The following is a 12,738-nucleotide window of genomic DNA, read 5'->3' on the forward strand; positions in this document are numbered from 1 at the left end:
CGATGCCCGGATGCATGACGACGGTCGACAAGGACACGAGGATCGGGGACGTGCTGGTCGCCGAGGCTGCCCGGCTGATCGGCCCGGTAGATCGGCTCGGAGGATCGGCTCGGCTCATCAGCTCGAGCCGGGGAAGCTCGTCCGATCAACGCAGGAGCAACCGGTCCACCGCGTCGACGATCCAGTCCGCGTAGCGCTCGACGCTCCAGCCGCGCCCGCGCACCAAGGCGTCCATGGTCTCGGTGGTGAAGACCGACCAGTAGACGTCCGCGGCCTCGTCGACCGACAGCCCGTCCCGCAGCAGCGGCGCGAACGAGGCGACGAGCGCGTGCATGTCCGCGAAGCGGCGCCTCTCGTACTCGGCCGGCCGTGGTCCGGCTGCAGCCCGTGCGCTGAGAGACGCCGGTGGTCGACGCCCCTACCGGGTGCCGGCGGGGAGATCGACGAACGCAGCGGTGTCGTAGTAGGTCCGCAGGCTCGTGATCTTGCCGTCGCCGAAGGTGACGAAGGTCGAGCCCTCGTAGCGGAAGTCGTGGCCGTTCGGCCGGGTGCCGGTGCTCTGCCACTCCAGCGCCGCCTCGTCGTCGCTCTCGACGACGTTGGTGAACTGGGTGCGGACCTCGCCGAACTGGGCGCGGTACTGCTCCCAGAACCGGCGCGCCTCGCCGCGACGCGGGCCCTCGCCGTCGAGCCGGAAGAGCTCGGCGTCGTCCGTGAAGAGGGCGGCCAGCTCGTCGACGTCGCTCTCCTGCTCGGACTTGCGCAGGGCCGCGACGAACTGGCGGGTCAGGTCGTGGCGGATGTGGTTGTCCTCCATGTCCCCCGGCTACCCGCAGGGACCCGCGGCAATCTCGGCGCGGCCGGCGCCTCCCGGTACGGGAGGGGCTCAGCCCTGCTGCAACGCGGTCATCATCGCCTCGACGGCGATGCGCGGCTTCACGTTCAGCTCGAGGGCCTCCCGACAGGCGAGCACGGCCTCCAGCCGGCGCAGGGTCGACTCGGGCCTCCACTCGCGGGCGGCCTGGCGGATGTCCGACTCCCGGTCCGGGTTGCCGAGCGACACGGCCGCCGCGGCGCCGGCCACCAGCACGTCCCGGTAGAAACCGGCCAGGTCGACGAGCGCACGGTCCAGCGCATCACGCTGGGTGCGGGTGTTGCGGGACTTCTGCCGGCGCTCCAGCTCGCGCTCCGCGGCCTTGGCCCCGCGGGCCGCCGCCGCCACGCCCTTGCCCGTGCCCCCGGCACCCATCGCGACGGCGAGCTCCTCGCGTTCGGCGGCGTCGCGCGCGCCGCTGACGTCGGCCGCCTCGGCCTCGGCGGAGCGGACCAGCTCGTCCGCGAAGGCGAACGCGTCCCCCAAGTGCCGCAGCCGCAGCGGGACGCCGAGGATCCGCTCGCGCCGCTCCCGCGCCTCCGCATCCCGCGCCAGCCGCCGGGCCCGCCCGACGTGCCCGCCGGAGACCGACGCCGCCCATCGCGCCTGCTCGGGCTCGATCCCGTCCCGCTCCACGAGCACCTCGGCGATGGCCTCCGGCGCCGGGGTCCGCAGCGCGACGACGCGGCACCGGGAGCGGATGGTCACGGGGACGTCGTCCGGATGGTCCGACGGCGCGCACAGCAGGAACACGGTCTGGTCCGCCGGCTCCTCCACCGCCTTGAGCAGCGCGTTCGCCGCGCCCTCGGTGAGCCGGTCCGCGTCCGTGATGATCAGGATCTGCCAGGCTCCGGTGGACGGGCGGCGGGCGGCGAGCTGCACGAGGTTGCGCATCTCCGCGACCGAGATGCTCAGCCCCTCGGGGACGACCTCGCGGACGTCGGCGTGCGTGCGGGCGAGCACGGTGTGGCAGGCCTGGCACTCGCCGCAGCCACCCGTGGGGCACTGCAGCGCCGCGGCGAAGGCGCGTGCGGCATTGGAGCGGCCGGACCCGGGCGGGCCGGTGAACAGCCAGGCGTGGGTCATCGCCGAGGGCGTGGATGCGGCGGTGCTCAGCTCCGCGACGGCGGCGGGCTGCCCGACGACGTCCCGCCAGACCCCGGCACTCACGGCTCGACCACGGGGCGGGGGACGTCCACGGGCTGCCCGGGGGCCTCCGGCAGCGCGGGGGTGACGCCGGCCAGGATGCGCGCGGCGACCTCCTCCGGCTCCCCGTCGGCCTCCACCACGACGTACCGGTGCGGTTCGGCCGCGACCAGCCCGGTCAGCAGCCGTTGGACACGGACGTGCTCCTCGCCGGCGACCCCGCCGGATCCGGCGCTCGCACCCTCGCGGTCCAGCAGGACCGTGACGTCCGGCCGGAGGCCACCGGTGGACCAGGTGGCGAGCCGCTCCAGCTCACCGCGCTCGAGCTCGGCGTCCATCCGGTCCGCCGCGACGCCGAACTGCGCGATCGGGCTGACCATGAACCGGTCCATGACGACGACCGCGCCCTCGTCGAGCGCCGGGCGGATCACCCGTTCGACGAGGTCGGCGCGGACGGCGGCCGCAGCGAGGGCCTTGGCCCGCGCCCCGGACAGGTGGGCCTCGCGGGTCGCGGCGGCCCAGCGCAGTTCGTCCCGTTCCCCGTCGTCCGGCTCCACGACGACGTGCCCGCGCTCGCGCAGCGCCCGCGCGAGCCGTTCGGCCTGGTCGGCGGCCTCCTCGGGGGTGGCGCCCTCGACCGCGACGAGCGTGCCGGAGCCGCGCCGGACCTCGCCCCGGCGCAGCGCCGAGACCAGGTCCCCCAGCAGCGGCTCGAGCCGGCGCTCGTCCATCTGCCGGTAGGCCAGCGTGCCGACGACGGCGGCGACGAGACCGCCACCGGCCAGCACGAATCGCGTGCCGTCCACCGTGAAGTGCGCGCCGAAGAGGTCGATCGGCCGCGTGCTGACCAGTCCGACCAGGACCGGGACCAGCGACATGGAGCCGAGCAGCACCAGCCGCACCAGGGACTGGACGAATGCGACGATCCGGCCGCGGATGTCGTCCGCCACCTGGGAGCCGATGATCGTGAGCCCGGTGAGGAAGGCGATGCCGGCGAACCCGCCGACGAGCGCGACGGCGAGGATCGCCATGAACAGGTGCCCGGACACCGCGACGACGATCAGCGCGACGCCCGCGCCGACGATCGCCGTGCCGAACAGCCGGTTGTGGGGGAGCCGGTGCGCGAGCCGCGGGGCCACCGCCATGCCGAGCGCGAGGCCGACGAACACCGCGGTGAACAGCACGGAGTACGCGGCGTCGCCACCGCCGAGGCTGGCCGCGTAGAGCTTGGCCGAGGCGATGACCGCGCCGCCGGCGGCGAAGGCGCCGATGATGCCGAGCACCAGGCCGCGGATCAGCGGGGTGGTGGCGACGTAGGCGAACCCCTCGCGGAGCAGGGTCAACAGCCCGGCCTGCGCCTCCTGCTCGCGCGGGCCGGAGCGGCCGGAGATCTCCTTGATGCCGAACCAGACGACGGTCGCGGACAGTAGGAAGGCGCACCCGTCGAGCACCAGGGCGATGTAGACGGTGGTCAGCTGGTCCTGGGTGGGCAGCAGGTGCCCGATGCTGGAGATGACGGTGAACAGGCCCGACGCGACCAGCACGGAGATGCCGTAGGTGAGGACCAGGCCGAGCTGGTTCGCCGTCTCCACCTGGTCCTTACGACGGAGCAGGTTCGGGACCGAGGCATCCTTCGCCGGGATCCAGAACATCGCGCACAGCTCGATCAGGAACGTGGCCGCGAACAGCCACCACAGCGAGCCGACGATCGGGATGGAGACGAACAGGCAGAAGCGCAGGACGTCGCACGTCACCATCACGCGGCGGCGGTCGAACCGGTCCGCCAGCGCGCCGGCGATCGGGCCGAGCAGCAGCGCGGGGAGCAGCTTGGTGGCGACGACACCGCCGAGCGCGAAGCTCTGCGCCGCGTACCCGCTGGTCAGCTGCGTGGCGAGCGAGGTCAGCGCGAGCAGGCTCAGCCATTCGCCGGTGGCGGTGAAGGCGGTGACGGTCCACAGCCTGCGGAAGGCGGGGATGGCCAGGACGCTGCGCACGCGGTGCGCGGTCGGAGCCGGGTTGCTCGTGGCCGCCAGGCCACCGGGGACGCTGTCCGAGACGATCGCGGGTCACCTCCCTCGCGCACGACGCCCGCCGATCCTCGCTCGACCGGGCTGGTCGACGGCGGGCCGCGCGGGAGCGGGAACCGGCCCCGTCGTCGCCCTCAGGGTAGACGGACGTACCGACAGGACGGCGCGGGCTCCGCGCGGCCGGTCTCAGCCGTTCATCAGCGAGACGATCAGCTGGACCAGGATGAGCAGGTAGATGCCCAGGAAGACGAGGGTGAAGGCGCGGGAGCCGACGCGCCCGCGCAGCCGCCGCGAGAGGCCGACGATGTGCGGGTCCGGCCGGACGGGCGGGCGGTGCTCGATCCCGTCGATCACGGCGCCGCGGCGTTGCCGGCGCGGCGCGGAGGGTCCTGTGGACGACCGCGCGAGGCCGCGGAACAGGAGCGGGTCGACGAGCGGGAGGGGCTCGGGCTCCGGGGTCGCGCGACCCAGGTCGAGGGGCGGGGGGTCGACGGGGAGCGGGGGTGGGCCGGGGACGAGGTGGAGCGGGAGGTCGAGCTCGGCCCGCTCCGGCGCGACGGGCTCGGGCGGTCCGGCGGGGCCGGTGACGATGGGCTCGGCCGGTCCGGCGGGGCCGGTGACGATGGGCTCGGCCGGTCCGGCGGGGCCGGCGGCCTCGGGCTCGGCCGGTCCGGCGGGGTCGGCCCCGACGAGCGTGGCCGGTCCGGCGTGCACCTCGGTGGCGGGCTCCGGGGCGACGGTGGGATCGGCCCGGGGCGCGGCGTCGGTCGACGGAACCGACGGCGCGTCGACGGCCCGACGGACCGGGCGGCGACGGCCCGTCTGCCAGGGCGTTGCCGGCGGGGTGGGCTGCTCGGGGGCGGCGGCCCCGCGGACGAAAGGGAGCAGGCCGGCCCACCGGACGAGCACGTCGGCGCGGTGGACGTCGGACATGGGCGTCGATCGTAGGGGCGATCGGCCGATCTCACCTGCTCTCCAGACCGGCGCGTCCGGTCGACCCTACTCGCCGTCGCCGTCGTCGCCCCCGCCCTCGCCGGGGCGGTCACCCTCCTGGGGCGGCGGGCCCTCCTGGCTCGGCGGCCCGGGCTGCCCCGGGGCCTGGCTCTCGGGCGCGGGCGGCGGGGCCGGGACGGTCCCGCTGCTGACCTGCAGCGTGATCTGCTCACCCGGCAGCGCCGTGCCGCGCGGGCTCTGCCCGACGACGGTCCCGCGGGCGGCGAGGTTGTCCACGGTCCGGGTGGTGACCGTCCAGCCCGCCCGCTCGAGGATCGCGCGCGCGTCGTTCTGGCCGCGGCCCACGACGTCCGGCACCCGGCTCTCGGCGCCGCCGGTCAGGTACCGGTCGTCCGTGGGCGGCAGCGGCAGCACCGGCGTGCCGTCGACCATCGGCTTGACCGCGCCGAACCAGGTCTCCGCCGGCGTCTTGCCGCCGAAGATGTTGCCGCTGCGGCAGGCGAAGGGGGAGCCGGCGCCGTCGCACAGCGGCCGCGGCGCGTTGGAGTTGTCGAAGGTGATCACCGCGCCGGACAGGTTCGGCAGGACCCCGACGAACGCCGCGGACTTGTGCTGCTGCGTGGTGCCGGTCTTGCCGCCCATCGGGCGGTTCCAGCCGACCTGGCGGGCGGCGGCGGCCGCGGTGCCGGTGAGGTCGTCCTTGCTCAGGCCGGTGAACAGGGTGTTGGCCAGGCCCGGCTCGACCACCTGCTCGCACGGCGCCTCGGTCAGGGCCACCGGGTTGCCGGCGGCGTCCGTGATCGACTCGATCGGCGTGGGCGGGCACCACTTGCCGGCGCTGGCGATGGTGGCGCCGACGTTGGCGAGCTCGAGCACGCTCGTCGGCGTGACGCCCAGGGTGAACGAGGCCAGCCGCTGCGCCTTGGTCACCTCGGCGATCGAGCGGTCCGTCCGGCGTCCGGTGCCCGGGTCGACGAACGGGGTCGTGGCCAGGGACTTCATGCCCAACCGGACGGCCATGTCGACCACGTCCGGCACGCCGGTGAACTCCTCGAGCTTGATGAACGCGGTGTTCGGCGAGGTGGCCAGCGCGTCCTGCAGCGACATCCGCTCGGGGTAGTTGCCCGAGTTCGCGACCGGGATCGGGCGGCCGCCGCCGTCGAGGTAGATGGGCGAGGCGTAGCCGCTCGGCGGCACCGACATCTGGTAGTTGATGCCGAGGCCCTTCTCCAGGGCCGTGGCCGCGGTGAAGATCTTGTAGACCGAGCCGGCACCCAGGTTGACCGGCTCGTACGGCAGGCCGTAGCTCGTCTCCCGCGCGTCGGCGTCGAGGCCGAAGGTCCGGCTGGAGGCCATCGCGAGGACCTTGTGCTTGTCCTGCCCCGGCTCGACCAGGGACATCGTGTTGGCGACGTTGGGCTGGGTCGGCGGGACCTCCGCGTCGAGCGAGGCCTTGACCTTGGCGAGCTTGTCCCGGTCCAGCGTGGTCTTGATCGTGTAGCCGCCGCGGGCGATCTGCTCGGCGGAGAAACCGGCCTCGGTGAGGTACTGGGTCACGTACTTGCAGAAGAAGCCCGCGTCGCCCGCGCCGATGCAGCCGTTGGGCCGCGTGTTCAACGGGCTGACGATCCCGAGCTGCTCGGCCGCCGCGGACCTCGCCTGGGACTCGTCGATCATGCCCTGGTCCCGCATCTGCGCGATGACGACGTTGCGCCGGTCGAGCGCGGCCTGCGGGTTCTGCACCGGGTCGGTCGCCGCGGTGCTGCGCACCATGCCCGCGAGCAGGGCGGACTGCGCCACCGTGAGGTTCTTGGCGCTCGTGTCGAAGTACGTGCGGGCGGCGCTCTCGACGCCGTAGGCCCCGTTGCCCCAGAACACGATGTTCAGGTACCGGGTGAGGATCTCCTCCTTGCTCAGCTGGCGCTCCAGCTGCAGGGCGATCCGCGCCTCCTTGAGCTTGCGCGCCGGCGTCTGCTCGGTGGCCTTGAGCCGCTCCGCCTCGGTCTGCGCCTCGACGTAGAGCGTGTAGTTCTTCACGTACTGCTGGGTCAGCGTGGACGCGCCCTGCACGACGTCGCCCGACGCCGAGTTCGCCACCACCGCGCGGATCGTGCCCTGCCAGTCCACGCCCTGGTGCTCGTAGAAGCGGCGGTCCTCGATCGCGACCATCGCAGCCTTCATCGCGGGCGAGATCTCGTCCGCGGTCACCTGCGTGCGGTTCTGGTCGAAGACGTACGCGATCGGCTGGCCGGCGTTGTCCGTGAGCGTCGTGGCCAGCGGCAGGCCGCCCTCGACGAGGCTGCTCGACGTCGAGTTGACGCTGTCCCCCGCGTCGTTGCTGACCAGCCCGACGCCCGCGACGAACGGGAACGCCATCCCCGCCGTGACGACGCCGGCGAGCAGGCAGAGGCCCAGCAGCAGGCCGATCGGCCGGGTCAGGTGACGGGGAGGAGCCACGGTGGGGAAGGGTAACCGGCCCGACGTCACCGTTCTGTCAGGTTGAGTAGTTCTGCGTGGTGTCGGGCGGAACCGTCCGCTCGCAGAATCCGTCCCAGTTGCCGAACGCGGGCCGCCCGGGCCCGCCCGGGGCGGAGGAGACGATGGTGGACGCACGCGCCGCGAGCAGGTGGAACTGGCGGATCGCCGCCCGCTGCCGCACGGCCGACGCCGAGGAGCTGTTCGTGCGGGGCGCCGAGCAGCGGCGGGCGCGGCAGTTCTGCGCGACGTGCCCGGTGCGCACGGAGTGCCTCGCCCACGCGCTCGACGAGCGGGTGGAGTTCGGGGTGTGGGGCGGGACGACCGAGCGGGAGCGGCGGGCCCTGCTGCGCTCGCGGCCCGACGTGCGGTCGTGGGCGGAGCTGCTGGGGGCGGCCCGGGCGGAGCACTACGCGGGGGCGCCGGAAGGGGCGGGGTCGGCTGCCGAGGAGTCGGCAGCGGCCATGGCCGACCTGCTGGCGTCACCCGACCGGCGGACGGCCTGCTGACCGGGAGAAGTACCGTGGTCGGGCCCGCACCACCCACCCCGGAGGACGACCGTGATCTCGACCGGCGGGGTGGACCTCGTCGCGGGCCTGTACCGCCGCTACGCCGCCGATCTGGTCCGGGTCGTGGAGCAGCAGCGGGCACTCGCGGCCGACGGCCTGGTCCGGACGGGGCTCGACGACCTCGAGGCCGAGATCGGCTACCTGCTCCTGCGGCAGCTGCGTCCGGAGCACGTGGTGGAGATCGGCACCGCGCGCGGCTGGTCCACGTCCTGGCTGCTCAGCGCCCTGCGGGACAACGACCGCGGGCGGCTGGTCTCCTTCCGCCGCTCCCGCCGCCCGTCGACGGTGCCGCCCGAGCTGGCCGAGGGCCGCTGGACCGTCTACACCGGCGACGTCCGCGCCCGGCTCGACGCGTTGCCGGGGACGACCGACTACCTGCTGCTCGATGCGGCGCACACCCGCCGGTTCGGGCGCTGGTACGTGCGCACCGTGTTCCCGCGGCTGCCGTCCGGGACCCCGGTCGGGGTGCACGAGGTGTACCGGGGCCGGACGCCGTGGGTGCGGCGCGAGGGCGGCGTGGTGCTCGACTGGCTGGCCGAGCGGGAGGTCCCGCACTTCACCGTGGCGCCGCGCCGCGCGCCGGAGATCTTCGCCGCGCTCGCCGACCTGCGGGTCGAGCTGGGCATCGAGGGTGCGCGCGGGACGACCGGGAACCCGATGATCTGGTTCGAGACGCCGTAGGCCGATCGGTGCATGCCCGGCCGGGGCAGGTGTGGCGGCGCCGCGACCGGTCATTACTCCCGGCGACGGAAGGGGTGTGCCATGAGCGAATCGCAGGGGGACGACCGCCCGGTCGTCGACGGCACCCGCGCGACGCCGGAGGAGCTGCGCGCGGAGGTCGAGCGCCTGTCCGACGAGCGCCGGCAGGAGGTCGAGGAGCTGCGCGAGGACATCGGTGCCTCCGTGCACGAGCTCGCCGAGCGCCTCGACGTGCCCGCCCGGGCCAGGAAGCGCCTGAGCACGGTGCCGCCCGCCGCGTGGGGTGGCGCCGCGGCGGCCGCGGCCGCGCTCGCGGGTCTGATCGTGCTGCTCAAGACCCGCCGCTCCGCCCCCAAGCGTCGGCGGCCTCGACGTCGTCGCTAGCTCCCTCATGAGTGGCGATGGTCGCCACGGCGACCATCGCCATCCACGGGTCAGCGGAGCTGGTGGACCGTCCCGGCGGCGGCGGGGGGCAGGTCGTCCTCGGCGGCCAGGCGCTCGCCGACCTCGCGGAGGCCGTCGAGGTCGCTGATGTCACCGGCGACCGCGGGCACCCGGACCACGGGCACGCCGGGGTGGGCGCCGGAGAAGCGGGCGAGCAGGCGCTCCTCCCGCTCGGCGAGGTCCACCCGGTCCGCGTGCAGCCGCAGGACCGCGCCGGCCAGCCGGGAGGACCCGGCGTTCTCCGCCGCCGTCCGGGCACGGGCCGCGGACAGCGGGGCCAGCACCGGGTGCGTCCGGTTGAGGACGAGCCCGGCCAGCGGCATGTCCTCGCCCGCCAGCCGGTCGACGAAGTACGCGGCCTCGCGCAGGGCGTCGGGCTCCGGGGCGGCGACGACCACGAACGACGTGCCCGGCGACCGCAGCAGCTCGTAGGTCTTGGTCGCGCGCTCGCGGAACCCGCCGAACATGGTGTCGAAGGCCTGGACGAATGCCGACGCGTCGGCCAGCAGCTGGCCGCCGAGGATCGTCGAGACCGCCTTCGCGAACAGCCCGAACCCGGCGCCGACGATCTTCCGCAGGCCCCGGCCGCCGGCCCGCGCGGGCGAGCTGAGCAACCGGATCATGCGGCCGTCGAGGAAGGTCGACATGCGCTGCGGGGCGTCGAGGAAGTCCAGCGCCGACCGCGAGGGCGGGGTGTCGACCACGATCAGGTCCCACTCGCCGCGCGCGCAGAGCTGCCCCAGCTTCTCCATCGCCATGTACTCCTGCGTGCCGGAGAACGACGTGGAGATCGTCTGGTAGAAGGGGTTGGCGATGATCTTCTCCGCCCGCTCCGGGGCGGCGTGCGCGTACACCATCTCGTCGAAGGTGCGGCGCATGTCCAGCATCATCGCCTGCAGCGAACCGCCCGCCACCGAGCCGTCGAGGCCGGGCACGGTGCCCGGCTCGTTGCTCAGCTCGTCCAGCCCGAGGGCCTGGGCCAGCCGCTTCGCCGGGTCGATCGTGAGCACCACGACGGTGCGCCCGCGCTCGGCCGCGCGCAGTGCCAGGGCCGCGGCGGTGGTCGTCTTGCCGACGCCGCCGGAGCCGCAGCAGACGAGGATCCGGGTGTCCGGGTCGTCGATCAGGACGTCGACGTCGAGGACGGGCGGGGTGGCCGGGCTCATCGGCGCACCCCCTGCTCGCACAGGTGTTCGGCCAGCTCGTAGAGCCCGCCGAGGTCCACCCCGCCGAGCAGCTGCGGCAGCTCCAGGCGGAGGATCCCGGCGCTCTCCCGGGTGAGCCGCTCCTCGGCGGCCGCCTCGGCGGCGACCCGGACCGCGTGCTCGACGGTCTCGGCCACCAGCCCGTCGATCACCTCGGGGGGCAGGTCGAGGCCGGCGGTGGCGAGCCCGGAGCGGATCCGCCCGGCGTCGATCCGGCCGTTGGCGGCCGAGGCCACCGAGCGGTCCGGCAGCCACTGCTCCCGCGCCCGGTTGACGACGACGGAACCGACCCGCAGGTCCGCCGCCCGCAGCTCGCGCACGGCGTCGAGGGTCTCGGTCACCGGCAGGTCCTCCATCAACGTGACCAGGTGGACCATCGTGCGGTCCGAGTGCAGCAGCTCGACCACGCCCTCGGCCTGGCTGTGGATGGGGCCGGTGCGGGCGAGCTCGGCCATGGCCCGGGTCACGTCGAGGAAGGTCACCAGGCGGCCGGTGGGCGGGGCGTCGAGCACGACGGCGTCGTAGACCGGACGGCCGTGCTCGGTGCGCGACACGGTCTCCTTGACCTTGCCGGTGAGCAGCACGTCCCGCAGGCCCGGCGCGAGCGTGGTGGCGAACTCGATCGCGCCCATCTTGCGCAGGGTCCGGCCGGCCACGCCGAGCTTGTAGAACATCTCGAAGTACTCGAGCAGCGCGGCCTCGGCGTCCACGGCGAGCGCGCGGACCTCGCCGCCGCCCGGGGCGACGGCGATACGGCGCTCCTCGTAGGGCAGCGGGGCGGTGTCGAAGACCTGGGCGATGCCCTGCCGGCCCTCGACCTCCACGAGCAGGGTCCGGCGGCCGCGCGACGCGAGCGCCAGGGCGAGCGCCGCCGCGACCGTCGTCTTCCCCGTCCCGCCCTTGCCCGAGACCACGTGCAGTCGGGCCGCCCACGGATCGGCGGCCCCGGCGGATGACGTCACGCCACCAGCGTACGGAGCGGTGCGGCGAGCGGCCCGCTCAACCGACGGGCGTCACGTGCCCGCTCCCCGCCGGTCCCTCCGGGGACGTCCGCTCGTCGCAGACCGGGCCGTCCGACCCGCTACCGGGTGACGGCGCCGGGCTACAGTCCCGGCCCATGACCTCCCCGGCCGTCACCAGGTGGGAATACCTGAACGCCCCGCTGCTGATCCACAACACCAAGGCGATCCTCGACAACTTCGGCCGGGACGGCTGGGAGCTGGTCTCGGTCGTCCCCGGTGCCACGCCGGAGAACCTGATCGCGTTCTTCAAGCGCCCGGTGCAGCAGTCGTGACGAGACCCACACAGCGGCTGGCCGAGCTCGGCCTCGAGCTGCCCGCCGTCGCGGCGCCCGCCGGCTCGTACATCCCGGCCAAGGCGTCCGGCTCGCTCGTCTTCACCGCGGGGCAGGTGCCCTTCGTCGACGGGAAGCTGCCCAAGACCGGCAAGGTCGGCGCGGAGGTCACGCCCGAGGAGGCGAGGGACCTCGCCCGGATCTGCGCGCTCAACGCGCTCGCCGCCGTCGACGGGCTGGTCGGCCTGGACAACGTCAAGGGCGTGGTCAAGGTCGTCGGGTTCGTCGCCTCGGCGCCGGGCTTCGGCGGGCAGCCCGGGGTGGTCAACGGCGCATCGGACCTGCTCGCCGAGGTGTTCGGCGACTCCGGGACGCACGCCCGCTCCGCCGTCGGCGTCGCCGAGCTGCCGATCGACGCGCCGGTGGAGGTCGAGCTGATCGTCGAGGTCGCGTAGTGGACCCGGCAGCGGCCCACGAGCTGCTCGTCCGGCTGGCCGGACGTCTGCCGGACGACGTCCTCTGGCGGCTGCGGGACTGGCTCGCCGCCGGTGCCGCGGCGCCGGTCGGAGCGCTGCTGCCGCGCGCCCTGCTGCGCAACCGCGTCGGCGTCACGGACGCCGAGCGCACCCTGCTCGCCGCCGCGGCGGGCGAGAACCGCCTGGTCGACGCCGTCCTCCCGCTGCACACGCCGGACGCTCCCCATCCGGCGTTCGCGGCGGGCCCGGAGCTGCCCGACCTCCCCGTGCTGGGTGCCCTGGCCGTGGTGGCCGGGCACCCCGGCACGCAGGAGCTGCGGCACGCGAGGCGCGGCCGGCGGGGCGAGCAGCGGGTGCTCCTCGTCCTGGGCGCCGAGCGCGCCTGGGAGCTCACCGGCACCCTGCAACGGCTGCTCCGGGTGCACGGGGACCGGACGCCGTGCGTCGAGGTGCTCCCCACCGGGCTGGAGCCGCCCGCCTACCACCAGGCCGCCATCGTCGGGTCCCGCTCCGTCTGGACGCGGCCCGGCACCGAGATCGAGAGCGCGACGCCGGCGACCTCCGGCGCGAGCTGA

Annotated in this window: 14 protein-coding genes; 6 read left to right on the forward strand and 8 right to left on the reverse strand. The window is 74.6% G+C overall.

What is annotated here, in order from left to right:
• Positions 1 to 145: 145 nt before the first annotated feature.
• The 6 genes from ABD990_RS20030 to ABD990_RS20055 all read right to left on the reverse strand — a co-directional run bounded on the left by ABD990_RS20030 (position 146) and on the right by ABD990_RS20055 (position 7,458).
• Complete coding sequence (locus ABD990_RS20030) at positions 146 to 334, reverse strand: hypothetical protein (protein ID WP_345382142.1); 189 nt, start codon at positions 332 to 334, stop codon at positions 146 to 148.
• A gap of 84 nt (positions 335 to 418) precedes the next feature.
• Complete coding sequence (locus tag ABD990_RS20035; RefSeq protein WP_345382143.1) at positions 419 to 817, reverse strand: nuclear transport factor 2 family protein; 399 nt, start codon at positions 815 to 817, stop codon at positions 419 to 421.
• A gap of 69 nt (positions 818 to 886) precedes the next feature.
• Entirely contained in the window at positions 887 to 2,044 is a 1,158-nt protein-coding gene (locus ABD990_RS20040) for a DNA polymerase III subunit delta' (protein ID WP_345382144.1), read from the reverse strand.
• Positions 2,041 to 4,014 (reverse strand): MFS transporter, encoded by a 1,974-nt coding sequence (locus ABD990_RS20045; protein ID WP_345382145.1) that lies wholly within the window; start codon positions 4,012 to 4,014, stop codon positions 2,041 to 2,043. The genes ABD990_RS20040 and ABD990_RS20045 overlap by 4 nt, the downstream gene beginning before the upstream one ends.
• 219 nt (positions 4,015 to 4,233) lie before the next feature.
• Positions 4,234 to 4,980 (reverse strand): hypothetical protein, encoded by a 747-nt coding sequence (locus ABD990_RS20050; RefSeq protein WP_345382146.1) that lies wholly within the window; start codon positions 4,978 to 4,980, stop codon positions 4,234 to 4,236.
• A gap of 66 nt (positions 4,981 to 5,046) precedes the next feature.
• Positions 5,047 to 7,458, reverse strand: coding sequence for a transglycosylase domain-containing protein (locus tag ABD990_RS20055; protein WP_345382147.1), 2,412 nt, complete (start codon positions 7,456 to 7,458; stop codon positions 5,047 to 5,049).
• 143 nt (positions 7,459 to 7,601) lie between these two features.
• On the opposite strand from ABD990_RS20055, the gene ABD990_RS20060 reads away from it, so the two are divergent.
• From ABD990_RS20060 to ABD990_RS20070, 3 genes are all read left to right on the forward strand, one after another.
• Positions 7,602 to 7,985, forward strand: a complete 384-nt coding sequence (locus ABD990_RS20060; RefSeq protein ID WP_345382148.1) for a WhiB family transcriptional regulator — start codon at positions 7,602 to 7,604, stop codon at positions 7,983 to 7,985.
• Positions 7,986 to 8,036: 51 nt separating this feature from the next.
• Positions 8,037 to 8,726: a class I SAM-dependent methyltransferase gene (locus ABD990_RS20065; RefSeq protein ID WP_345382149.1), complete on the forward strand. Its 690-nt coding sequence runs from the start codon at positions 8,037 to 8,039 to the stop codon at positions 8,724 to 8,726.
• Positions 8,727 to 8,807: 81 nt separating this feature from the next.
• Complete coding sequence (locus ABD990_RS20070; RefSeq protein ID WP_345382150.1) at positions 8,808 to 9,128, forward strand: DUF3618 domain-containing protein; 321 nt, start codon at positions 8,808 to 8,810, stop codon at positions 9,126 to 9,128.
• A gap of 50 nt (positions 9,129 to 9,178) precedes the next feature.
• On the opposite strand, the gene bagB is transcribed toward ABD990_RS20070, so the two are convergent.
• Both bagB and bagA read right to left on the reverse strand, forming a co-directional pair.
• Complete coding sequence (gene bagB, locus ABD990_RS20075; RefSeq protein WP_345382151.1) at positions 9,179 to 10,354, reverse strand: ATPase BagB; 1,176 nt, start codon at positions 10,352 to 10,354, stop codon at positions 9,179 to 9,181.
• A complete protein-coding gene (gene bagA / locus ABD990_RS20080) occupies positions 10,351 to 11,355 on the reverse strand; it encodes an ATPase BagA (RefSeq protein WP_345382152.1) in 1,005 nt (334 codons plus the stop codon). Before bagA ends, bagB begins: the two co-directional genes overlap by 4 nt.
• A 155-nt stretch (positions 11,356 to 11,510) precedes the next feature.
• On the opposite strand from bagA, the gene sp36 reads away from it, so the two are divergent.
• The 3 genes from sp36 to ABD990_RS20095 are packed head-to-tail and all read left to right on the forward strand — an operon-like array spanning position 11,511 to position 12,738.
• On the forward strand, positions 11,511 to 11,687 hold the full coding sequence (gene sp36 / locus ABD990_RS20085; RefSeq protein ID WP_197040498.1) for a Sp36 family protein: 177 nt from the start codon (positions 11,511 to 11,513) through the stop codon (positions 11,685 to 11,687).
• Positions 11,684 to 12,142 (forward strand): RidA family protein, encoded by a 459-nt coding sequence (locus ABD990_RS20090; RefSeq protein WP_345382153.1) that lies wholly within the window; start codon positions 11,684 to 11,686, stop codon positions 12,140 to 12,142. Before sp36 ends, ABD990_RS20090 begins: the two co-directional genes overlap by 4 nt.
• Positions 12,142 to 12,738 (forward strand): hypothetical protein, encoded by a 597-nt coding sequence (locus tag ABD990_RS20095; protein ID WP_345382154.1) that lies wholly within the window; start codon positions 12,142 to 12,144, stop codon positions 12,736 to 12,738. Before ABD990_RS20090 ends, ABD990_RS20095 begins: the two co-directional genes overlap by 1 nt.

It is taken from the genome of Pseudonocardia yuanmonensis (assembly GCF_039542425.1).
Lineage (GTDB): Bacteria > Actinomycetota > Actinomycetes > Mycobacteriales > Pseudonocardiaceae > Pseudonocardia > Pseudonocardia yuanmonensis.

Bases quoted from the DNA above. Each gene is read 5' to 3' on its own strand.
- ABD990_RS20030 (WP_345382142.1), bottom strand. From the start codon at position 334: ATGCACGCGCTCGTCGCCTCGTTCGCGCCGCTGCTGCGGGACGGGCTG.
- ABD990_RS20035 (WP_345382143.1), bottom strand. From the start codon at position 817: ATGGAGGACAACCACATCCGCCACGACCTGACCCGCCAGTTCGTCGCG.
- ABD990_RS20050 (WP_345382146.1), bottom strand. From the start codon at position 4,980: ATGTCCGACGTCCACCGCGCCGACGTGCTCGTCCGGTGGGCCGGCCTG.
- ABD990_RS20060 (WP_345382148.1), top strand. From the start codon at position 7,602: ATGGTGGACGCACGCGCCGCGAGCAGGTGGAACTGGCGGATCGCCGCC.
- ABD990_RS20070 (WP_345382150.1), top strand. From the start codon at position 8,808: ATGAGCGAATCGCAGGGGGACGACCGCCCGGTCGTCGACGGCACCCGC.
- bagB (WP_345382151.1), bottom strand. From the start codon at position 10,354: ATGAGCCCGGCCACCCCGCCCGTCCTCGACGTCGACGTCCTGATCGAC.
- sp36 (WP_197040498.1), top strand. From the start codon at position 11,511: ATGACCTCCCCGGCCGTCACCAGGTGGGAATACCTGAACGCCCCGCTG.